The 22587-nt window shown below is 39.0% G+C and carries 26 protein-coding genes and 1 pseudogene; 8 read left to right on the top strand and 19 right to left on the bottom strand.

Annotation, left to right across the window (positions count from 1 at the left end):
* Nucleotides 1-26 precede the first annotated feature (26 nt).
* The 3 genes from murT to B4W83_RS06755 all read left to right on the top strand — a co-directional run bounded on the left by murT (nt 27) and on the right by B4W83_RS06755 (nt 3361).
* On the top strand, nt 27-1370 hold the full coding sequence (gene murT, locus B4W83_RS06765) for a lipid II isoglutaminyl synthase subunit MurT (RefSeq protein WP_001050225.1): 1344 nt from the start codon (nt 27-29) through the stop codon (nt 1368-1370).
* A complete protein-coding gene (gene gatD / locus B4W83_RS06760) occupies nt 1370-2152 on the top strand; it encodes a lipid II isoglutaminyl synthase subunit GatD (protein ID WP_000263200.1) in 783 nt (260 codons plus the stop codon). Before murT ends, gatD begins: the two co-directional genes overlap by 1 nt.
* A gap of 126 nt (nt 2153-2278) precedes the next feature.
* Complete coding sequence (locus B4W83_RS06755) at nt 2279-3361, top strand: M24 family metallopeptidase (protein WP_000040926.1); 1083 nt, start codon at nt 2279-2281, stop codon at nt 3359-3361.
* Nucleotides 3362-3379: 18 nt separating this feature from the next.
* On the opposite strand, the gene B4W83_RS06750 is transcribed toward B4W83_RS06755, so the two are convergent.
* Both B4W83_RS06750 and B4W83_RS06745 read right to left on the bottom strand, forming a co-directional pair.
* The gene (locus tag B4W83_RS06750; protein WP_000961370.1) at nt 3380-4648 is read right to left on the bottom strand and encodes a GHKL domain-containing protein; all 1269 of its coding nucleotides are present in this window, start codon (nt 4646-4648) and stop codon (nt 3380-3382) included.
* Nucleotides 4648-5355: a LytR/AlgR family response regulator transcription factor gene (locus B4W83_RS06745; protein ID WP_000912214.1), complete on the bottom strand. Its 708-nt coding sequence runs from the start codon at nt 5353-5355 to the stop codon at nt 4648-4650. The genes B4W83_RS06750 and B4W83_RS06745 overlap by 1 nt, the downstream gene beginning before the upstream one ends.
* A gap of 440 nt (nt 5356-5795) precedes the next feature.
* On the opposite strand from B4W83_RS06745, the gene B4W83_RS06740 reads away from it, so the two are divergent.
* The 4 genes from B4W83_RS06740 to B4W83_RS06725 are packed head-to-tail and all read left to right on the top strand — an operon-like array spanning nt 5796 to nt 9128.
* The gene (locus B4W83_RS06740) at nt 5796-6929 is read left to right on the top strand and encodes a ThiF family adenylyltransferase (protein ID WP_000675233.1); all 1134 of its coding nucleotides are present in this window, start codon (nt 5796-5798) and stop codon (nt 6927-6929) included.
* Nucleotides 6926-7837: an ABC transporter ATP-binding protein gene (locus B4W83_RS06735; protein ID WP_000205301.1), complete on the top strand. Its 912-nt coding sequence runs from the start codon at nt 6926-6928 to the stop codon at nt 7835-7837. Before B4W83_RS06740 ends, B4W83_RS06735 begins: the two co-directional genes overlap by 4 nt.
* Before the next feature lies 1 nt (nt 7838).
* Nucleotides 7839-8561, top strand: coding sequence for an ABC transporter permease (locus B4W83_RS06730; protein WP_000191422.1), 723 nt, complete (start codon nt 7839-7841; stop codon nt 8559-8561).
* A gap of 48 nt (nt 8562-8609) precedes the next feature.
* On the top strand, nt 8610-9128 hold the full coding sequence (locus tag B4W83_RS06725) for a GNAT family N-acetyltransferase (protein WP_000155489.1): 519 nt from the start codon (nt 8610-8612) through the stop codon (nt 9126-9128).
* 102 nt (nt 9129-9230) lie between these two features.
* Here B4W83_RS06725 and B4W83_RS06720 read toward each other — a convergent pair whose 3' ends face one another.
* From B4W83_RS06720 to B4W83_RS06675, 8 genes are all read right to left on the bottom strand, one after another.
* Nucleotides 9231-9692 carry an ECF transporter S component gene (locus B4W83_RS06720; protein ID WP_000814989.1) on the bottom strand — a complete coding sequence of 154 codons (462 nt, stop codon included), beginning with the start codon at nt 9690-9692 and terminating at the stop codon, nt 9231-9233.
* Complete coding sequence (locus B4W83_RS06715; RefSeq protein WP_000794760.1) at nt 9670-10443, bottom strand: bifunctional hydroxymethylpyrimidine kinase/phosphomethylpyrimidine kinase; 774 nt, start codon at nt 10441-10443, stop codon at nt 9670-9672. Before B4W83_RS06715 ends, B4W83_RS06720 begins: the two co-directional genes overlap by 23 nt.
* A complete protein-coding gene (truA, locus tag B4W83_RS06710; protein ID WP_000199191.1) occupies nt 10433-11182 on the bottom strand; it encodes a tRNA pseudouridine(38-40) synthase TruA in 750 nt (249 codons plus the stop codon). Before truA ends, B4W83_RS06715 begins: the two co-directional genes overlap by 11 nt.
* A 317-nt stretch (nt 11183-11499) precedes the next feature.
* The gene (locus B4W83_RS06700) at nt 11500-12651 is read right to left on the bottom strand and encodes an MFS transporter (RefSeq protein WP_000808686.1); all 1152 of its coding nucleotides are present in this window, start codon (nt 12649-12651) and stop codon (nt 11500-11502) included.
* Between the two features lie 239 nt (nt 12652-12890).
* A complete protein-coding gene (locus tag B4W83_RS06690) occupies nt 12891-13520 on the bottom strand; it encodes a Pr6Pr family membrane protein (protein ID WP_000033949.1) in 630 nt (209 codons plus the stop codon).
* Nucleotides 13521-13522: 2 nt separating this feature from the next.
* The gene (locus B4W83_RS06685) at nt 13523-13861 is read right to left on the bottom strand and encodes a zinc ribbon domain-containing protein YjdM (RefSeq protein WP_001061585.1); all 339 of its coding nucleotides are present in this window, start codon (nt 13859-13861) and stop codon (nt 13523-13525) included.
* Between the two features lie 130 nt (nt 13862-13991).
* Nucleotides 13992-14663 (bottom strand): (d)CMP kinase, encoded by a 672-nt coding sequence (cmk, locus tag B4W83_RS06680; RefSeq protein WP_000849384.1) that lies wholly within the window; start codon nt 14661-14663, stop codon nt 13992-13994.
* An 8-nt stretch (nt 14664-14671) separates the two neighbouring features.
* Nucleotides 14672-15148, bottom strand: a complete 477-nt coding sequence (locus B4W83_RS06675; protein WP_001040899.1) for an SAG1386/EF1546 family surface-associated protein — start codon at nt 15146-15148, stop codon at nt 14672-14674.
* A 51-nt stretch (nt 15149-15199) separates the two neighbouring features.
* Here B4W83_RS06675 and B4W83_RS06670 point away from each other — a divergent pair, with 51 nt between their 5' ends.
* Nucleotides 15200-15403 carry a ferredoxin gene (locus B4W83_RS06670; RefSeq protein WP_161802646.1) on the top strand — a complete coding sequence of 68 codons (204 nt, stop codon included), beginning with the start codon at nt 15200-15202 and terminating at the stop codon, nt 15401-15403.
* 63 nt (nt 15404-15466) lie between these two features.
* Here B4W83_RS06670 and B4W83_RS06665 read toward each other — a convergent pair.
* From B4W83_RS06665 to B4W83_RS13405, 9 genes and pseudogenes are all read right to left on the bottom strand, one after another.
* Nucleotides 15467-15568 (bottom strand): annotated as a pseudogene (locus B4W83_RS06665) (group 2 glycosyl transferase); the annotation flags it as partial.
* 38 nt (nt 15569-15606) lie between these two features.
* The gene (locus tag B4W83_RS06660; RefSeq protein WP_000949237.1) at nt 15607-16251 is read right to left on the bottom strand and encodes a hypothetical protein; all 645 of its coding nucleotides are present in this window, start codon (nt 16249-16251) and stop codon (nt 15607-15609) included.
* Nucleotides 16252-16425: 174 nt separating this feature from the next.
* Nucleotides 16426-17361: a glycosyltransferase family 2 protein gene (locus B4W83_RS13905; RefSeq protein WP_025172079.1), complete on the bottom strand. Its 936-nt coding sequence runs from the start codon at nt 17359-17361 to the stop codon at nt 16426-16428.
* A 1-nt stretch (nt 17362) separates the two neighbouring features.
* Nucleotides 17363-18382 (bottom strand): UDP-glucose 4-epimerase GalE, encoded by a 1020-nt coding sequence (gene galE / locus B4W83_RS06650; RefSeq protein ID WP_001156509.1) that lies wholly within the window; start codon nt 18380-18382, stop codon nt 17363-17365.
* Nucleotides 18361-18630: a hypothetical protein gene (locus B4W83_RS06645; protein WP_000694299.1), complete on the bottom strand. Its 270-nt coding sequence runs from the start codon at nt 18628-18630 to the stop codon at nt 18361-18363. Before B4W83_RS06645 ends, galE begins: the two co-directional genes overlap by 22 nt.
* A gap of 6 nt (nt 18631-18636) precedes the next feature.
* Nucleotides 18637-19740, bottom strand: coding sequence for an NAD(P)/FAD-dependent oxidoreductase (locus B4W83_RS06640; protein WP_000754685.1), 1104 nt, complete (start codon nt 19738-19740; stop codon nt 18637-18639).
* A gap of 216 nt (nt 19741-19956) precedes the next feature.
* Nucleotides 19957-20583 (bottom strand): Abi family protein, encoded by a 627-nt coding sequence (locus tag B4W83_RS13415; protein WP_007284783.1) that lies wholly within the window; start codon nt 20581-20583, stop codon nt 19957-19959.
* A gap of 79 nt (nt 20584-20662) precedes the next feature.
* A complete protein-coding gene (locus B4W83_RS13410; protein ID WP_155246446.1) occupies nt 20663-20812 on the bottom strand; it encodes a hypothetical protein in 150 nt (49 codons plus the stop codon).
* Between the two features lie 729 nt (nt 20813-21541).
* On the bottom strand, nt 21542-22587 hold a 1046-nt coding region (locus B4W83_RS13405; RefSeq protein WP_188108727.1), incomplete at its 5' end, for a MiiA motif-containing surface protein.

Raw genomic sequence — 22587 nt, 5'->3', positions numbered from 1 at the left:
TCCCTCTTTTATGATATAATAGAAACATGAACTTAAAAACTACTTTGGGCCTTCTTGCTGGGTGTTCTTCCCACTTCGTTTTAAGCCGTCTTGGACGTGGAAGTACGCTCCCAGGGAAAGTCGCCCTTCAATTTGATAAAGATATTTTACAAAACCTAGCTAAGAACTACGAGATTGTCGTGGTCACTGGAACAAATGGAAAAACCCTGACAACTGCCCTCACTGTCGGCATTTTAAAAGAGGTTTATGGTCAAGTTCTAACCAACCCAAGCGGTGCCAACATGATTACAGGAATTGCAACAACCTTCCTAACAGCCAAATCTTCAAAAACTGGGAAAAATATTGCCGTCCTCGAAATTGACGAAGCCAGTCTATCTCGTATCTGTGACTATATCCAGCCTAGTCTTTTTGTCATTACTAATATCTTCCGTGATCAGATGGACCGTTTCGGTGAAATCTATACTACCTATAACATGATATTGGATGCCATTCGGAAAGTTCCAACTGCTACTGTTCTCCTTAACGGAGACAGCCCACTTTTCTACAAACCATCTTTCCCAAATCCTATACAGTATTTTGGTTTTGACTTGGAAAAAGGACCAGCCCAACTGGCTCACTACAATACCGAAGGGATTCTCTGTCCTGACTGCCAAGGCATCCTCAAATATGAGCATAATACCTATGCAAACTTGGGTGCCTATATCTGTGAAGGTTGTGGATGTAAACGTCCTGATCTCGACTATCGTTTGACAAAACTGGTTGAGTTGACCAACAATCGCTCTCGCTTTGTCATAGATGGCCAAGAATACGGTATCCAAATCGGCGGGCTCTATAATATCTATAACGCCCTAGCTGCTGTGGCCATCGCCCGTTTCCTCGGCGCAGATTCCCAACTCATCAAACAGGGATTTGACAAGAGCCGTGCTGTCTTTGGACGCCAAGAAACCTTTCATATCGGTGACAAGGAATGTACCCTTGTCTTGATTAAAAATCCAGTCGGTGCAACCCAAGCTATCGAAATGATCAAACTAGCACCTTATCCATTTAGCCTATCTGTCCTCCTTAATGCCAACTATGCAGATGGAATTGACACTAGCTGGATCTGGGATGCAGACTTTGAGCAAATCACTGACATGGACATTCCTGAAATCAACGCTGGCGGTGTTCGTCATTCTGAAATCGCTCGTCGCCTCCGAGTGACTGGCTATCCAGCTGAGAAAATCACTGAAACGAGTAATCTGGAGCAAGTTCTCAAGACCATTGAGAATCAAGACTGCAAGCATGCCTATATTCTGGCAACTTATACTGCCATGCTGGAATTTCGTGAACTGCTGGCTAGTCGTCAGATTGTTAGAAAGGAGATGAACTAATGGTTTATACTTCACTTTCCTCAAAAGATGGCAATTACCCCTATCAGCTCAACATTGCCCACCTCTACGGAAATCTCATGAATACCTACGGGGACAATGGAAACATCCTCATGCTCAAGTATGTTGCTGAAAAACTGGGAGCCCATGTGACCGTTGACATCGTTTCTCTCCATGATGATTTTGATGAAAATCACTACAACATCGCCTTTTTCGGAGGCGGTCAAGACTTTGAACAAAGTATCATTGCAGACGACCTACCTGCTAAAAAAGAGAGCATTGACAACTACATCAAAAACGACGGTGTGGTTCTCGCTATCTGCGGTGGTTTTCAACTATTGGGTCAATATTATGTTGAAGCTTCAGGCAAACGCATCGAAGGACTAGGGGTCATGGGCCACTACACTCTCAACCAGACCAATAACCGTTTTATCGGGGACATCAAGATTCACAATGAAGATTTCAATGAAACCTACTATGGATTTGAAAATCACCAGGGACGTACCTTCCTCTCTGATGACCAAAAACCACTGGGACAGGTTGTCTATGGAAATGGAAACAACGAAGAAAAGGTCGGCGAAGGGGTTCATTATAAGAATGTCTTTGGTTCCTACTTCCACGGGCCTATCCTCTCTCGTAATGCCAATCTGGCTTATCGCCTAGTCACTACAGCCCTCAAGAAGAAATATGGTCAGGACATCCAACTCCCTGCCTATGAAGATATTCTCAGCCAAGAAATCGCTGAAGAATACAGTGATGTCAAAAGCAAGGCTGACTTTTCTTAAACAAAGTGAAACTATCTCAAAGAACTCCGTTATCTTGTCGGAGTTTTTTTGTCTTTTCTTTTACCCTTCTCCCTTGCATTTTCTCTCTTTTTTTGCCAAAATAGAGGAGTAGAAAGAAGGTAGCATATGTCTAAATTACAACAAATCGTAACATATCTTGAATCAGAAAAACTAGACGTCGCTGTCGTATCTGACCCCGTCACAATCAATTACCTCACTGGTTTTTACAGTGATCCCCATGAACGCCAAATGTTCCTCTTTGTCCTAGCGGATCAGGAACCTCTCCTCTTTGTCCCAGCTCTTGAAGTAGAACGTGCAAGTAGCACCGTTTCCTTCCCAGTAGTGGGCTATGTCGATTCTGAAAATCCATGGCAAAAAATGAAACATGCTCTTCCACAACTTGACTTCAAACGTGTCGCTGTTGAGTTTGACAATCTCATCTTGACCAAATACCATGGTTTGAAAACAGTTTTTGAGACTGCTGAGTTTGACAACCTCACTCCTCGTATCCAACGCATGCGCCTCATCAAATCAGCTGATGAAGTGCAAAAAATGATGGTTGCAGGTCTTTATGCTGACAAGGCTGTTCATGTTGGTTTTGACAATATTTCTCTTGATAAGACTGAGACAGATATCATCGCACAAATTGACTTTGCCATGAAACGTGAAGGTTACGAAATGAGCTTTGATACCATGGTCTTGACTGGTGATAATGCTGCGAATCCACACGGCATTCCAGCAGCTAATAAGGTTGAAAATGATGCTCTTCTCCTCTTTGACCTGGGTGTTCTGGTCAATGGCTATGCGTCAGATATGACGCGTACAGTCGCTGTCGGCAAACCAGACCAATTCAAGAAAGATATTTACAACTTGACTCTTGAAGCCCAACAAGCTGCTCTTGACTTTATCAAGCCAGGTGTGACTGCTCATGAAGTGGACCGCGCTGCCCGTGAGGTCATCGAAAAAGCTGGTTATGGTGAGTACTTCAACCACCGTCTCGGGCATGGTATCGGTATGGATGTCCATGAATTCCCATCTATCATGGAAGGAAACGACATGGTCATCGAAGAAGGCATGTGCTTCTCTGTTGAACCAGGTATCTATATCCCTGGTAAAGTCGGTGTTCGTATTGAAGACTGCGGTGTTGTTACCAAGGATGGCTTTGACCTCTTTACAAGTACCAGCAAAGACTTGCTTTATTTTGATTAAGATAGCAACAAACCCTAGTTAGACAAGAAGAATCACTTCTGTTTTATGACGTCCATTCTGAATGAAATTCTTCATTGTTCCCCTATGATTGGTTACAAGTCTCTCAATATTTTTAAGCCCCCATCCCTCTGTCTGACGTTCCTTTCGTATTACCAATTCATTCTCATCAAATGAATTCTCGATAGCAATAAAGAGTTTCTTCTGAAAATATCGTATTCCTAAGATCAAGACCCTATCTTCTTTATTACTCAAGCGCATACAGGCTTCAAGACTATTGTCCAACAAATTACCAAGTAAAACCGCTAAAATATCTGGATTGATTTCTAATCGTTGAGGTACAAAACAATCAATTTCCAATTGTATGTCCTCTACCTTATCCTGTAATTTTTGATTGAGTAAAAAGTTAATTGTTGTATTCTTGGAGTAACAGACAGTTTGGTTCTCTATACTATTTGTCATGCTTTGGAGATAAGACTTCGCTTGTTCAGGATCTTCTTTTAAAAGTGCAAGGAGGATTAAATGTTGATTTTTCAAATCGTGTTGAATCCTTTGAATCCTCCTATAATCTTTTTTAGATTGTTTCATTTCTCTCAGTTGAAAGGTCATCTGTTCCGTCTCTAGTATGCTTTGATAATACCTCTGTTGTTGCTGAGAAAGATATAGGGTGAAATAGAGAGAAGAGAACGTTAACACAATGAGGGCTAATACAGAAACAAAAGAAAGATAATCCTTCTCAAACACTTGCCCTTGAATCGCTGATACTGTAAAAGCAAAACAAATGGACAAAAATGGTACAATAAACTGGTATAACCAAGTCCCTTTAGAAACAGTATAAACTAACTTTTGATGTGCACGAAAAAGTTGTCGAAGAACCAGGGTCACTAGCAATGATAAAAGAAAAGCTACAGCGAGATAAAAAAGCATGGCTATTAGATTTTCTGAAATGACTGATAAAGGGGAAAATAGTTGCACTGCTTGATTGAGTATAGTACCAGCTAGTAAAGTTAGACTCATCTGACAAAAAATCCAAAACGAAGATTCTTGAACAGCATATCCAAAATAAAGACCTAAAAAATAATACTCTGCGATACTGAGAATAAGATTCCCTACTAAGAAAAGATTAGCTCCTGAAAATAATATCGTCAACAAGGCATGGAAAAATAAAAGGAGAGAAGTAAAGATACAAATTCTCCTAGACTTTTCTTTTTGGGACAGAGGTCTATAAAAGAAAATAATTCCCAAAAATAAATCAAACAGAATACTCACAATCCGCAAACTGACTAACATTAAAAATTCCTCTCACTCAGATAATAATAATACTTTTCTCTAAAAGACGTTTGAAATTTTCGGCTAATTGGAAGGTGATTTTCATCCATTCCATTTAAAATTGTGACTATTTGCGAATCAAACTCTGTCACATATCTAGGATTGATAATATAGGAAGAATGAATTTGAATAAAGTAATCAGGTAATTTCTCTAAAATATCTTTCGTTTTAAGCAAAGCTTTGTAAGTCTGATCTTTAGTGTAAATAAAGACAGCACGCTTATCCTTTTCAAAAAATACAATGTCATTTAAAGGCAGTGAATAATGCTGCTTTCCAAAAGTAAACGTAAATACAGCTTGCCCTAAATTCAAAAAACGTACCACTCTATCCAGAGTTTTATATAATTTTTTAGAAGTCACTGGTTTAAGTAAATAATCAAAAGTCTGCACTTCAAAAACCTGCTCCATATAATCTCGATAACTGGTAACAAAGATAATCGGGATAAAAGGGTTTACCTTACGGATTTTTTGTGCCATATCAATTCCTGTTATCTGTGGCATCTCGATATCCAAAAAAACACAACTGTACTTCTCTGTCAATTGTTCTAATAGTTTTTGGGGATTCGTATAAACACTCGTTTCTATTTTGATGTCCTTATAAGATAAGAGTAAGTTTTCTAGCTGACTACCATCCCTATTAGAATCATCACAAATCGCAATTTTTAACATCAAATTCCTCACTACAAGCATGATTTTGCCAATTATAACGTCAAATACGTCAATTATGACATGCTGATAAAAAAATCGTTAATTTATTATACAATATTCTTATCAAATATGAAAGGAGTTACAAAAATGAAAAATATTCAAGTGCGTAAAGTTATTGCTAAAACTGATATTAGCTGGGGTGTTTTCTAAATTTTGGGCACCTCTAAAAACTACCGGTTTTCTATGTTTAGTAACCAGAAAAGGTTGAAAAATTAGCATTTTAAAATTGAGTTTTTAGAGGAGTTCTTTTCTATTTATTCCTACTGTTGGAATTGAGTAGATAGGTTCACCATTTTCTTTCTACTTATTTCCATTTGTAATAGGAACTGGGAGTTGCAAGACGAGGATATATGATTTATAATCACCTCGTCTTCCTTTTTTAATAAAATAGTGAGGTTAAAATGAAATTCTATCATCCAAGAATAAAAGAAATATATCCTGTTTATAAACTTCATAAAAATTTATTTAGGATTGGGCTACAAATTGGTATAACCACAGAAATTAAGGATGATAATAATAAAATGTGGAATTTAGTCAATATTTTGGACGGACGTCCTTTTCAAGATATTCTCAATATCATACTAACAAAATATGATGATTTAACTGAAGAAGACATCACAGGCGCTCTTGAACTCTTAGATAATGAGGGGGTTCTCGAAGAAGCGGGCGAAATTCAGGATATTAAAGAACGTTATCATTCAAATATATATTATTTCAGTCGCTATTTAAATAGCTTCCAAGATAGTATTGCAACACAGAAAAAAATTCATCAGTCTACTATCCTTTTACTAGGTCTTGGTGGTGGGGGTTCTAACATACTGACATTACTAGCAGGCTTGGGACCTAAAAAGATAAAAATAGTGGATTTTGACATTGTTGAGCAAAGTAATCTAGGAAGACAATTTCTATACAAGGAAGATGATATTGGCTTATCTAAAGTTCAAATTGCCCATAGAGAAGTTACAAAAATGAATTCCGATATTGAAGTAGAAACCCATAATATACGTATCACCTCTGTAAGTGACTTGATTCCTTTACTTGATGATGTTGATATTACGATATGTGTGATTGATGAACCTCAATATGATATTCAACGTATCGTAAATAAAGCAATCGTTACAAAAAATATTCCCTGTATATTTGGCGCCAGTCAAGTTAGTCGTGGTCGTGTCTATTCAGTTATCCCTTACCAAACAGGCTGTTTTGATTGTTTAAATATTTATTATACAAAAATTGACACTCTATTCCTTGAACAATTCCACGGTGTTCGTACGATTACAAAAACAATCCCTACAATAGCCTATGGTCCAGCAATATTTCAACTGACTTCTGCCATTGTTGATGAAACTATCCGATTATTAACTCAATATACGGAACCAATTAGCCTTAACCATCAATACGAAATCAATTATGAAAACGGAGCCTCATTCACACACGATTCTTGGGGACGCTATCTTGATGAATGTCCAACATGCGGCACAGGTAAAGAAGACGATTGGGAAATTTTTTCTAAGTACGGAGAATTAAAGTTATGACAACTGCAAAACTCGTAATTGATAATTTGACTAAATCTTTTGATGGTCAGCACTTAGCCAATAATCATATTTCCTTAGAAATATCACCAGCAAAAATCACGGCTTTTTTGGGACACAATGGAGCTGGAAAATCTACTCTATTGAATCAAATGATTGGTTTTACTAAACCTGACCAAGGAGATATTTTGTATGGTGATATTTCTTTTATATACAATCGTAAACAAGCACGCACCTTAATTAGTTATATGTCTCAACAATATGCCCCACTCGACAAATTAACCGTAGAACAAAATTTAGAAATACTTGGAAAAATGCGAGGATTGAGTTCCCAAGAACTAGAAAAAACAATCAGCCAGCTTCTCACTGATTTAGAAATTGAAGACTATCGTTACAAAAAAGGTAAGGATCTTTCGGGCGGTCTCAAAAGACTAACTTCCTTCGCTATGACACTAATCGGTAGCTCAGACATCATTCTTCTTGACGAACCAACAAATGATGTTGACCCCATTCGTCGTGAAAAGCAATGGCAATTATTGCAAAAGTTAGCTAGCAAGGGGCATACCATTATTATCGTTACTCATAATCTTCTGGAGGTTGAAAAATATGCAGATAATTACGCCCTCTTTAATAATGGTAGATTGCTCAAATCAGGAAAGGTTAAGCAAATCATCCATGACAAACTGTATCAGATAAGCTTTGATTTTAAGACTAAAAGTATATTAGACAAAATAGAAGATTATACAATTATCAATGGTGTTAGTTGTCAATTAGAGATTGAGGAAAGAAGTCTAGCTCCATTGATAGCACAACTGACAGAAGAACTTGGTCAAAAAACAATTTCCAATCTCTCTCTTCATCAAAAAACATTGACTATTTCTGACCTTTATAGAGAGGAGCTAACCAACTAATATGACTCAATTTTTTTACTTACTTCATTGGAACTACTTGCGCCAAAAAGAGCTTTTCATCCTTTTTACACTAGCACAGCTCCTCTTATCCATTTCTCTTCTTTTTGGCTACCCTCTAGTTATTGGCGATATCGATTCGACTACTGCCTACTATCTTTCGTCTGGTTCTGTTTTAATTGGAATTATCTCCATGGGTTGTACAATTTCCTCCCCTGTTATAGCAAATGATAAGTTGGAAGGGCATTTTGATTATATTCGTGCCTTACCCATCCCTAGGATATTCATTTCTCTCGCTGACTTGTGGATGTGGTTAATTGCCATTTTGCCGGGAGTTTTTATTTCTATTCTACTTGGGTATGTCCGTTTTTCTGTTCGTCTCCATCCATCTTTTCTTGGTGTTTTTATTGTGCTTCTGATTTGTCTTACTATGATTAGTCTGGGATTTGCTATAGCCTACACCTTTTCTCCAAATACAGTAACCCTTATGTCGCAGCTAATTCTTATGATTGGACTCATGTTCTCACCACTCATGTATCCTGCAGATCGACTACCTGAGTGGGTAAACCATCTTTACCGTGCCCTCCCTTTCGTCCCTTCCTCAAATCTTCTGCGAGCCAGCCTTTACGACTACGGAAATGTTTCTCTATTGGACATGAGTATTCTCATTCTTTGGATTATGTCAACACAGTTAATTATTTTAAGAACTCTTCATAAAGAAAAATGATTGCTCCTAAAGCTTTTCTTATAGACTAAGCCAATAAAAAGAACCTTCATGACTATTCGAAAAGCTAAACAAGAAGATATTCCTAAATTACTCGATTTATTACAACAAATCCTTACGCTTCACCACCAAGCTCGACCAGATATTTTTAAGCAAACTGGGACTAAATATAGTTCCTCTGAGTTGCAAAATATTCTCTCTCAAGAACATACCCCTATTTTTGTTTTTGAAGATGAGAAGGGACAAGTTCTCGGACACCTATTTTGTACCATAAAAGATAAAACAGATAATCCTGTTCTCCAAGAAATCAAAACCCTTTTTATCAAAGATTTATGTGTAGATCAAAATGCTCGTGGTCAAAAAATTGGTAATCAACTCTATCAATTCGCTCTCAATTATGCTAAAGAAATTGGCTGCCATAATCTAACCCTAAGTGTCTGGAATGATAACGAGGGTGCTCTCCGCTTTTATCAAAGACAAGGGATGAAACCCCAAGAAACAACAATGGAAATGATAATTGATCAAGAAGTAATCTATAAAAAGATGTTAGAAAAAGTTCAATTTCACTAAAAATGAGAAAAATCTTCCCACAATAAAACGCATAGTATCAAGGTTTTCAATACCTGATACTATGCGTTTTTTCTGATTTTTAGGACTTTCTCCACAGCCGCTTTACTTAATCTTCTTGATACTTTGACTAAGAATAAATCCTACAATCATCCCTACCATATTTTGCATGAAATTTGGTAGAATTTCTGGTAGGGCTGCTGCCCAGCCATTCATCAATGTAGAACCCAAGGCGTAACCCCCTACCATGGCAATCGTTGCTAAGATAAGGCCTAACCACTGAGTTTTTCCTTTAAATCCTGCGAAAAATCCCTGCAATCCATGATTGACCAAGCTAAAGAACATCCATTGAGGATAGCCTGATAAGAGGTCAATCAAGAAACCTGCCAGTCCTCCGACTACAGCCCCTTCACGACTACCAAAGTAGAAGGCCGTAAAGAAGACACCCGCATCTAAAAGAGTTAGGATGCCTGTCGGTGTTGGGATTTTTAAGAAATAACCTAGAACCACAGAGAGGGCGGTTAATAGGGATACAAGGGCGATTTTAGTTGTTTTGGTTTGCTTCATATTGTCTTACTCCATACTGATCTGCTTGTGCAATGGCACGGTAAACGAAAGTCTTAGAGCTTTCTACTGCTGGTAAAAGTTCATCACCTTTAACCAAGCGACTGGCAATGCTAGAGGCAAAGGTACAACCTGCGCCAGCATTTTGCCCTTGGATGACAGGATTTTCTAGGACTGTAAAGTTTTGTCCGTCATAAAAGACATCTACAGCCTTGTCCTGACTAAGGCGATTGCCTCCCTTGATAATGACTGCTGGCGCTCCTAAGTCATGCAATTTCTGAGCTGCAGTTTTCATGTCTTCCAAGGTTTTAATTTCCTGACCAGCTAGTAATTCTGCTTCAGGAAGATTAGGCGTAATCACACTGACATGAGGGAAAAAGCGAATCAACTCTTGGCAGAGTTCACTGACAGCTACATCATGCGTTTCCTTACAGACCAAGACAGGATCCAAAACCACAGGCACTCCTGGACGTTGCTTGATAAAGTCCAAAGCCTTCTCAGCCACACTGACAGTTGGTAGAAGACCAATCTTAATCCCTGCAAATTCTACATCACGCAAGCTATCTAATTCATGTTGAAAAATGGTATCGTCAGTTGGAAAGACTTCAAAGCCCTTTTCCGTCAAGGCTGTCAAACAAGTCACTGCTACAAAGCCATGCAAGCCGTTCAAGGTATAGGTAGCCAAATCAGCTGACAAACCACCACCACTAAAAATATCATTCCCAGAAAGTGCTAAAATACGATTATTCTTCATAACGAATCTCCTTTAAATATAAACCATTTGGTGCTGCAGTGGGACCTGCAAGCTGCCTGTCCTTTTTCTCCAAGATGAGGTCAATCTGCTCTACTGGCATACGCTTGTTGCCGATTTTGAGCAGTGTCCCCACCATATTGCGAATCTGTTTATACAAGAAACCATTTCCTGAAAAGGTAAAAGTCAAAAACTGGCCTGTCTCATCAACCCTAAGACTGGCTTCTGTAATAGTGCGAACCTTATCCTCTACACTAGTCCCAGAGGCTGTAAAGCCAGTGAAATCATGGGTTCCTTCTAGCTTTTTGACGGCCTCCTGCATCCTCTCCACATCAAGTGGGTAAGGGAAGTGGGTGGCATAGTGACGGCGCATGGGATTTTTGGGACGTCCTCTATCCACGATAAACTCATAGGTCTTGCTATGCTTGGCATAACGGCAATGAAAATCATCTGCCACAAGCTCAATCGAAATCACATCAATATCTTCAGGAGACTGGGTATCCAAGGCAAAACGGAGTTTCTCCTCATCCATCTGATAAGGCAGGTCAAAATGAAGCACCTGTCCCAGAGCATGAACCCCACTATCTGTCCTACCAGCACCGTGAACAGTAATAGCTTGCCCTTTATTTAACCTGGTCAAGGTTTTTTCAATTTCTTCCTGAACGCTACGCGCATGAGGCTGGCGCTGAAAGCCAGCAAAGGCATAACCATCATAGGAAATAGTTGCTTTATATCTCGTCATAACCTCTATTTTATCAAGAAATTAGTCTGTAAACAAGGACCTAAAACAAATATTGTATGGGTATAAAAATCTCATACTCTTCGAAAATCTCTTCAAACCACGTCAGTTTCCATCTGCAACCTCAAAACACTATTTTGAGCAACCTGCGGCTAGCTTTCTATAGTAGATTGAAATAAGATATGAATAACTCTATTAGGAAAGTCAAATTAATTTCTAGAAATGTTTTAGCAGCTACAGCGTACTATTCCAAACTCAATCAACTATAGTTTGCTCTTTGATTTTCATTGAGTATCAAAAGAAAAACTTAGGAATCAATCCTAAGCTCTCTTTTGAAATAGGTACATGACAAAGATAGAGGTTACAATCAACCAACCTCCTAAGATGGCAAAGACCAGCATCCCATTGTGCGTTAGTAACCCTATTGCACCTAGAATGAATGGGGTCGTAAAAGCTCCGAAACTACAGCCTAAAACTGCAAATGAAGTTGCTTGATTGAGGAGTTTAGCTGGAATTCGTTCAGAGACAAGTTGAAAGACCGTCGTCAAGACTACACTATAGGCAAATCCAGCCAGAACACTTCCTGCTACTACCACCCACAAGGATGGAGACAAGGCAATCACGATTTGCCCCAAGCCAAATGTAATACCAGACCAGAGGAGCAGTTTCTCTTTAAAGATAGAAATCAAGAAAGAAAAACTCACTCCAGCCACAATCCCGATTAACTGCATGAGACTAAGAACAAAACTAGATAACTGGGCATCCCCCAATCCTCTTTCCACCATCAAACTTGGAATACGGATGGTAATAGCTGTATTGGTACAAACTACAGCTGCCGCTTCGATAGCTAGGGTAAAAATCAAGCCTTTCATTTCTCGAGTTAAACGACTTGCTTCCTTCGCTCTTTTCTTGACTTCTTTCTTTGATTTTCCATAAGGGACAAAGAGCAGATAAAGGGGCAGCACCAAAAATCCAGCACTATAGGCTAGAAAGATAGCTGTCCAACCAAAGGCCAACAACTGACCGACGGCCAAGGTAATGAGAGAAGCTCCAACGACCTCTGCAGAAGCGCGTAGCCCTAACATCTGAATTCGCCTTTTTCCTTGATAGCGTTCACTGATAATAGAAATGGCCTTGGCATTGATCATCCCAACACCTAAACCAAAAAGAAGCCGTGTCCCAAAGACAAAGGGATAGGCTTGGTACCAGAAGGGAGCTGTACCGCTCAATGATAAAATCAGCAAGCCCAAACTAATCTGTAAGCGCTCAGGAAATATTTTTTCTAAGAAACCATTTAGCAGTAACATCATCATGATTCCAAAGGAAGGCAAGCTCACCAAGAGCTCAATTTGTTCCTTAGAATAACCCTGATAATAGTCAAACATGGCTGGTAGGGCACTCGAAATGGAAAAGGAGGCAATCAAAACGAGGGAGAGAGCCAAAATGCTGGCCCGTTCTAAAAATTGTTTCATGAAATCTCTTTCTATATTTCTCTTAATCTTCTACTTTTTTGATAGTTATCAAAAAAGCAAGAAAAGAAGAAGCCTCATTGGTACACAGACTCCTTCTCAAACTCGAAAATGAATCCCTTGTGTCTTATACTCAATGAAAATCAAAGAGCAAACTAGGAAGCTAGCCGCAGGCTGCTCAAAACAGTGTGTTGAGGTTGCAGATGGAAACTGACGTAGTTTGAAGAGATTTTCGAAGAGTATTAGAATGACTTTCTCTTGATTTGCTTAATAAAGTAGAAGATAAATCCTGCTACCATATAGGCAACAAAGATAATCAGACACCACTTGAATACGACATCCCAACCCTTGTTCACATTTAAAAAGAAGTAAGGGAAAGGATTATCCTTGGCATTTGGAATATTGAGTTTTAGAACCAAGCCATTAAAAAGAGCAAACATCATATACAGCAAGGGTAAAATGGTCCACACTGCTGGATCCCAAATCTTATATTGACCCTGTTTGTCAAAAAAGAGGGTATCCGCTAAAAACCAGATGGGAACGATATAGTGGCAAAGGAAATTTTCTAGGGTATAGAAATTAGTCGCAATGGGCGCCAAGAGGAAATGGTAAATCACACAGGTAATCATGATACTCATGGTGACCCCACCTTTTAAGCGCAAGAGACTTGGCCTTTGCCAATTTTCACCTACACGGCTCATAACCTTTAGAAGATAAAGGGTAAAAATAGTTACCAAGAGGTTGGACAGAACCGTGTAATAGAGAAGCATCCCAAAACCACCATGCTTAGTAATTTCAAGATAAACTCCCGTAAAAGCCGCTAGAAACAAGAAGATACGGCTATAAAATACAAGTTTATAGTGTTTTGACATGCTTAAATCTTCCTCACAAACTCTGATTTGAGTTTCATGGCACCAAAACCATCAATCTTACAGTCGATATTGTGGTCGCCTTCTACGATGCGGATATTTTTCACGCGCGTCCCTTGTTTCAAATCTTTTGGCGCACCTTTTACTTTCAAGTCCTTGATGAGAGTTACTGTATCACCATCAGCCAATTTATTTCCGTTGGCATCGATAGCGACAAGACCTTCTTCTGCTTCTGCAACTTCAGCAGGATTCCACTCATGAGCACACTCTGGGCAAACCAGTAGGGCACCGTCTTCGTAGACATACTCTGAGTTACATTTTGGACAATTTGGTAAATTGTTCATAGTTTCTCCTTATCATCATTCACTATTCTTTGAAAATCAAAATTTCTCGAACAGCAACTATTATACCCTAAAATCAGCATTTTGACAAATTTAGAAAAAAACCGATATCCATCTATCGGCTTTTCTACATTTACATTCTTTTTTCAGCTTCTGATTTGATTTTTTCAACTACTTCTTGAATGTTCAAGCCAGTTGTATCAAGATAGACAGCGTCCTCTGCTTGTTTAAGAGGAGAAGTCTCCCGATGACTATCCTTGTAGTCACGCGCAGCAATTTCCTTTTTTAGGGTTTCAAGGTCTGTTTCAATTCCCTTGGCAATATTTTCCTTGTAACGGCGCCCTGCTCTCTCATCAACAGAAGCTACTAGGAAAATTTTCAATTCTGCTTGTGGCAATACAACAGTTCCAATATCGCGACCATCCATGACAATCCCACCTTGCTGGGCAATTTCTTGTTGGAGAGAAACTAGTTTCTCACGCACTTGAGGAATTGCTGCAATAGCAGAAACATGATTGGTCACTTCATTTTCACGGATAGGATGGGTAATATCCACATCTCCTACAAAAACAAGCTGGTCTCCAGTTTCTGAACGTCCAAAGCTGATTGGATGCTGGTCCAACAAGGTTAGAAGGGCTTCGACTTCTTCAACTCCTAATTGGTTCTTAAGAGCCATATAGGTCGCTGCACGATACATAGCTCCTGTATCAAGGTAGGTGAATCCAAAATCCTTAGCAATAATCTTTGCGACCGTACTCTTACCGCTGGAAGCAGGACCATCAATAGCAATTTGAATTGTTTTCATATCGGCTCCTATTTTATTTTTATAACATCACCTGGATTAGCAAACCAAGATCCTGTAGCCATGTGCCCAGGATTCAAGGCCTCTAACTGAGCAATGGAGATTCCTGCACGAGCGGCAATAGCTGCTTCCCCTTCTCCTGCGAGAACTTTAATCGTTCCTTCAGGATTAGCAGCTTCTTCTGAACTACTAGAAGTAGATTCTGGCTCTGAACTCTGCTCAGGCTGAGAACTGCTTGAAGATGAGATTTGTACTACACTTGCATCAGAATCATGAAAGTCTTTTAAGGCTGCTGTGCGATTACTCCCCCCCGATGATAGATAGATGAGAACGATGACCATCACCACCACAATTACAAAGAAAATACTAGCTAGGATCGTCAAAATACGATTAGCCATCCTATCAGCCCCTCCGTGGTTTCGATGCCGACGCTCTGCTCTTGCTTCTTCTTGATCATAAATATCTTCTTGCCACGGTTCTTTTGCCATACCTTACTCCTTGTTTTTTTTTACTTTTCTTATTACAATATAAATATGAACATGAAAATCACACTTATACCTGAACGATGCATCGCCTGTGGGCTTTGCCAAACTTATTCTGACTTATTTGATTACCACGATAATGGAATCGTGCGTTTTTACGATAATCCTGACCAACTGGAAAAAGAAATTTCTCCTAGTCAGGATGTCTTAGAGGCTGTTAGAAACTGTCCGACACGTGCCTTGATTAAAGATCAACACTAATCTCTCATAGTAAATTGACAAGAACGTTTCACTCTTTCTAGTTTAGCATATTTCCATGTAAAATTATAGTCTTTTCACTTTATTTTTTTCTGTAAAATCAGGAAGATCACTTTTTTCTTTAACGAGATAAAGTGGTCTTTTTTTAGTCTCCAGATAAATCTTACTGCAACTTATAATCTAAATTCCTCAATGAGAATAGACTTCTACCATTCTATTTCCTTTACCCTTTTTACAAATTCATTCCACTCTCGTCTACAATCTTTAGATAGGCATATATCCGTATAATTGAACGATAAATCTTTAATATTCTTCCACCAATCAAAAGAATTTCCCGCTTCTTCTGTTTCTATTCTTTTGTTAACTACTTCAACAATTGTATTATCTATCTCTTCCTTGTCATCTAAACTTAGAAATCTCCATTCAATTCCATTTGTATAAATTACTTTTTTATACCATAAAAGGTCTCCAATAAGTTGTCCCATCTCTCCAGTTATATGTTCAAAACTGTTCGATATGGTTGATTTGATTTTTTCCTCTGTAATTAAACTATAATTTAAATTCTTAACTTCCACGCATCCTCGAAGTTCCTTCCATTCTTCAATTTTTATACTTTTCCTAGATTTGTTTTCATAAGTCTTATCTAAAATAACTATATCAGGAAAATTACTTAGACCATAATAAATTTGTCCCAAACCCCTTCTTTGTCTTCCGAAGACATATCTTTTTGATAAACTATCTTTTAAAGTTGGCTTAATTATATCAGCAACTAAAGGATACAGTTCAACCTCTACATAATTTTGTTTCTTTATTAGCCCGATTTCTTCAGTATAATCCTCTTTACTTAGCATAAAATAACCCTCCTGAATGTTTTATTTATTAAGTTATCGTCTTTGCAGTAAATTTATTCCACATAGTTCATTTATATCATGTCAAATCCCTAATTTTTTTAAAAATCACTCAAGTTCCAGACCAAAAGAATTATAATTACAAAAAAGTGACTGCGCCAGATAATTCCTACTTTTTCATGATCTATGATAACTTTTTTCTTTGATAAGATAAAGTGGTCTTTTTTTAGTCTCCAAATAAATCTTACTGATATATTTACCGAGAATCCCAATAGTCAAGAGTTGAATGCCTCCAAGAAAGAGAATAACAGCCATCAGAGAGGTCCAACCAGATGTCGGATTGCCCAAGATAAGGGTCCGAAACACCACAAAAACAGTCATCACAAAAGAAATAAAACAAGATAGGAGTCCCGCCACAAAGGCGATAATCAGGGGAAAATCTGAAAAATTAACAATCCCTTCAATGGAGTAGAAAAAAAGTTGCCTCAAACTCCAACTGGTCTTGCCAGCCTGCCTTTCGACATTTGGATAGTCCAAATAGTAGGTTTTGAAACCCACCCAGGCGAAGAGCCCCTTTGAAAAACGATTGGACTCGGTCAAGCTTAAAATGGCATCGACTACAGACCGTCTCATCATGCGAAAATCACGGACACCTGATGGCAGGGCTACTGGACTAATTTTTTGCATAAGGCGGTAAAAGAGATTAGCACAAAAACTGCGAAAGAAGGGTTCTCCCTCCCGACTAGTTCTCCGTGTTCCAACACAGTCCAAATCTGCATTCTGGTCTAGTAAGTTTTTCATCTCAAGCAACATACTAGGAGGATCTTGGAGGTCTGCATCCATCACCACCACCAAATCTCCTGTCGCATATTGCAAGCCTGCATAAAGGGCTGCTTCTTTGCCAAAATTTCGAGAGAAAGAAAGATAATGCACTGCCGGATTTTGCTCCCGATAGGCCTTTAAAAGTTCCAAGGTTCCATCGTTCGATCCATCCTCGACAAAGACATACTCGATTTCTGTTTCCAAATCTGGAATCAAATCTTCCAGAGCCTGATAAAAAAGAGGAAGTACTTCCTCTTCGTTTAAGCAGGGGACAATGATTGACATCACCATCTTAGTCTTCAAATCCATTTGGATGCTTGCTTTGCCAACGCCATGTATCTTCACACATTTGGGTGATGCCGAGTTCTGCTTCCCAGCCTAGTTCTGCTTTGGCTTTTGCAGGATCTGAATAGCAGGCTGCGATATCCCCTGGGCGACGGTCTACGATGCGGTAAGGAATTGGGCGTCCCACTGCTTTTTCCATATTTTGGATAATTTCAAGAACTGAGTAGCCTTTACCTGTTCCAAGGTTATAAACGTTTAGGCCTGAACCTTTTTGGATTTTTTTCAGAGCTGCGACGTGACCTTTAGCCAAATCGACAACGTGGATATAGTCACGAACACCAGTTCCATCTTCGGTACCGTAATCGTCTCCAAACACTTGCACTTGCTCTAATTTCCCAACAGCTACTTGAGTCACATATGGCAAGAGGTTGTTTGGAATACCGTTTGGATTTTCTCCTAGGTCTCCACTTTCATGGGCTCCGATTGGGTTGAAATAACGAAGCAAGACCACATTCCATTCTGAGTCTGCCTTGTAGATATCTATCAAAACTTCCTCTAGCATGAGCTTGGTACGACCGTATGGATTGGTCACTGAAAGTGGGAAATCTTCCAGGATTGGCACTGTATGAGGATCCCCGTAAACTGTCGCAGAAGAACTGAAAATGATGTTCTTACAGTTGGCTTCTTCCATAGCTTTCAAAAGGCTAAGAGTTCCTGCGATATTGTTGTCATAGTAGGCAAGAGGAATACGAGTAGATTCTCCAACAGCCTTCAAGCCAGCAAAGTGAATGACCCCTGTTGGTTCTTCTTGTTTGAAAATGTCACGAAGAGTATCTATATCACGGATATCTGCCTCATAGAAAGGTACTTCAACTCCTGTAATTCTCTCAACAACTTCTAAACTTTTGCGATTGCTGTTGACAAGGTTATCCACCACAACAACCTGATGACCTGCTTGGATTAACTCAATAACAGTGTGGGTTCCGATAAAACCTGCTCCACCCGTTAGCAAAATCTTTTCTTGCATCTTAATTCCTCGATTCTCGGATTATTTTTTCTTATTTTACCATTTTTGATAGGGAATGTCATTTGCCATCCTAGAGGGTAAGATAAAATTTCAGTAAAATGCTTATACTCTTCGAAAATCTCTTCAAACAACGTCAGCTTCGCCTTGCCATGGGTATGGTTACTGACTTCGTCAGTTCCATCCACAACCTCAAAACAGTGTTTTGAGCAGCCCGCTGCTAGTTTCCTAGTTTGTTTTTTGATTTTCATTGAGTATTATTCGCTTTTTACCGGTTTGACATAGTTTTCAATTGGGTAGTTTTCAGGGTTCAAAGTCAACTCCTTGCCTTTGACCAATTGAGCTAGGTGGTAACCAATAATAGGACCAGTTGTGAGGCCTGATGAACCTAGTCCACTAGCAGCGTAGACACCTGCCAATTCTGGCACTTGCCCAAAGAAAGGAGAGAAATCACTAGTATAGGCACGGATTCCCACACGCTCAGCCCTTGAAGTCGCTCTAGCTAAAACTGGATAGTGAGGTAAGGCTGCCTCCTCCATTTGCTGGAGCAAGATTTCATCTACCGTCAAATCAAATCCCATATCATTTTCATGGGTAGCACCTAGGGACAATTTACCACCTGCAAAAGGAATCAAATCCCATTCCCCTTCTGGCATGACAACAGGGTAAAATTCCATGTCTTGGGCCAGCTGATAATCTCGGAGCTGTCCTTTCTGAGGACGGACATCCACAGCATAACCCAAGGGTTCTAACATATCCCCCAACCAAGCTCCCGTCGCCAAAATAACCTGCTCAAACTCCTCTTCACCAATCTGGTAGCCTGATGCTAACGGTGTCAGAGTCACTTTTTCTTTGACCAGCTTGACATGACTGGATTCCAGCAAACGAGTCACTAAAAGTTGGCCATCTACTCTCGCTCCACCAGAAGCATAGAGCAGACGGTCAAATCCCTGCAAACCAGGGAATAATTCATTAGATGATGCTTGGTCCAGAATGGCTAATTGCCCTATCAAGGGAGATTCTTCTCTGCGCTGGAGGGCTAATTCATAGAGTTCTTCCAACTTGGATTCATCCTTTTTCAGGAGAAAGACTCCCGAACGATGGTAAAAGTCGATTTCTTGCCCTGATTTCTCTAAATCAGCTAATAAATCCACATAAAAATCAGCCCCTAAGCGCGCCATTTTGTACCAAGCTTTATTGCGGCGTTTGGAAAACCAAGGACTGATAATTCCTGCTGCAGCCTTGGTAGCCTGACCTTGTCCATGGTCAAAGACGGCTACCTCTAGGTCACTTTCTTTCGAGAGGTAGTAGGCAGCTGTTGTCCCCACAATTCCTGCTCCAATAATGGCAACTTTTTTCATTGTTATAATTTATTCCTTTTGTTTCACTCAAGGCACAACACAGAATAAAAAAGTTTTGTGCCCTTTATTTTGTTTTATACTAGACCTCCATACTATCTTATTCTTTCCAATAATTATCTATCTAAGAGATTATCCTATTCTTAATTGTCAATAAGTTCACCCAGTCCTCTGGAAGACCGTAGTGTCTCAAATCAACTTGTTCTCTACTTCCTTCTTCTAGTAAATTTTGTATTTTTTATTCCAAAAATTCTGGGTTTCTAGGGACATGGACAAAATAAGATGTCTCATTGCTATAAAATAAATAAATAATGTCTTATCATCATTCTCTGAGTTTGTCTCCAATAACTCCTTATCAGAATGATGAAGAGCAGGTAAGGTATGGTGTAAGCGTTCATATAATCTGCCATTATATGAGCATATATTTCTAAGATATCGAAGTGCATTACACCAGGACAATAAGATTTTAGCTGGAATTTTATCATCCTTATACAAGAGCAAACTAATATAAGCAGCAACCTTATTTCGATAACCTGGTTGTAAGGCGACAAGAAATGATGATATATTTCCAAATGTCATTAAACGAAAAACAGTCCAAGGCAACACAACACCATATTGTCTAATCTGATTCTTTACTATGGAATCATCTTGTTTTTCAAAAATAAACCGCGATAAATGATACTTTGTTTTCAAGACAGTATCCTGACGTTTAGGGTTATCCTTGCAGTATTTAGATTGTTCAGAAAAATATAAATCATCGTCTTCAAAAATATAAATAGTTTTTTGGTATCCAAGCGTCAGAGCATCAGCGGTACTCTTTTTCAAAAAGACTTCAATTCTCTCCAATATTTCTTGAAGGAAATTTCTAAGGTAACTATCAAATAAGTAGGCTTACTTAGCTAAAATATACTGACGATTAACCAATTTACCATAAATCTACGCAATCCTTTTTATAAAATTCATCATCAACATTATATGAAAAATCCCAATGAGATTTATCTTTCATATGTTGATACAATTCTTCTTCTGTCAGTGCAGGTTCAATCGCCATTTTTAACGTAGTAGGTGCTAACACAGGATTATAAACTAATCGTATTTTATCAACTATATCAATATTTCAAGGAATATATTCCTTGAAATTTGTTAATTCAAATATGGCAACATTCATTCTAACAGTCTCCACTATATGAAAAAAGGTCACCTAGTTATACATTGCTGTACCTTTGATGACTTCTAATCTACCTAGATTATACCACAATAATCCCTATTAATCAATAGAAATATTTTTTAAGTGTAGTATATTGAGCCTAGAATAGTAGGCTACGGATTCTAAAATATTTCTAGAAATTAATTTGACTTTCTCAATCTCTTTGTTCATATCTTATTTCAATCTACTATATATGATATACGTATGGTTGGTTATGGAGAGCACAATCATCTGACAAAACCAAGTGATAGAGAGCGCTTACATCAACTCCTAAAGAAAGATGGATAGAAAGACGCTTTTCAACTTCTTTCTATCCATTACTTCCTTCAAGAGTCCACACCAGCAATTTTCAGTTCCATTTCATGAACTATCTTACTTGTTTCGTGTTTCTTCTTTATCTTACTCTACCATCAAAGACTTCTACTTGTACTAGAGGAGGAAGCATTCCCATTTAAAAGACGGTGTCCTGTTCCCAGAACCACTTCCCCACTAGAAGCTGGTATATTCCCACTACAGGTTTGCGACTAACTTTTCCTATCGTCATTATCCAGCAATGTAGTAACTTCTATGGTCGCCTGCGATATTTCAACATGTCGCTTATCTTAGCTGAGCAAGAATCGCTTTGAGTTTCTCAATCAACTCGTCTTCTGTGTGGTCAGACTCTTTCTCATTGGCTAGGAAAGCAACTGCTTGAGCGAGAGCTTCTCGTGCTTGGTCGAGAACTTTCGTATCCACATTTGTAGAATCCAATTCTGCTTCAAGCTTGCTTAGTTCCTTGACCAATTTCTTGAGTTCTGACTCTTTCTTACGACGCGCGATGAGGAAGAGAAGGAGCCCAAGAAGGGCAAGTAGACTGCCAATCATTACTACATATGAAAATTCAGTAGTTGTCTGACTATCGTCTTTCATCTGATCTTTTTCTTGATTTTGCTGGTCTTCTTTCACACCTTTTAAGGAGTCTATTACCTCTCTCACTCTTCTAACAATATCACGCAAATCGGACTCTGTCAAACTTTCGTCATTAAGAGCTTGTTTAATCTCTGTAAGAAGAGCTTTAGCTGACTCAAGCATTGTACTATCTATATCATCCAAATCTTTCAAACGACTTTCCAATCCTTCAACCAATCGAGCAAGCTCAGACTTGTCAACAGGACGAGTCTCGTTAGGAGTCACTGTAGTTCCTGAATTGTTTGGAGTGCTTGTAGAAACTGGCGTTTCTTGAGTCGAAGTGCTTGCTTGTGCCTGTCCAACAGTAGACGATGGAGTAGTAAGGGTCGTATTGCTACTATTGTCAATTGTCACACCAGGGGCTGGAGTATTGCCTCTGTTATCTGGTGTCACACTGTTGCTATTGCTGCCAGCAGGGTTGGTAGTAGCTCCATTGTTGGTGTTGCCACTGTTGCTAGTATCAGTACTATTATTACCAGATTTTTTCTCTACGGTTTCTGTCGATGGAATTTCTTTAGTTGTTCCATCTGGTAATGTGACAGTTACGTCTCCATTGTCTTTTACAACTACGTTGGTGGCTGTTGGGTTAGCTTTCGAAACGGCTTCTTTAACTTTGGCTTTTTCGGCTTCTGTTAAATGCGCTGGGTCTGCTACTGGCGTTACCTCTACCTTAGATTTCTCTACGGTTTCTGTCG

It is taken from the genome of Streptococcus pseudopneumoniae ATCC BAA-960 = CCUG 49455, from assembly GCF_002087075.1.
In the GTDB taxonomy this organism is placed as follows: domain Bacteria; phylum Bacillota; class Bacilli; order Lactobacillales; family Streptococcaceae; genus Streptococcus; species Streptococcus pseudopneumoniae.
This window is presented reverse-complemented; position numbering and strand designations above follow the sequence as displayed.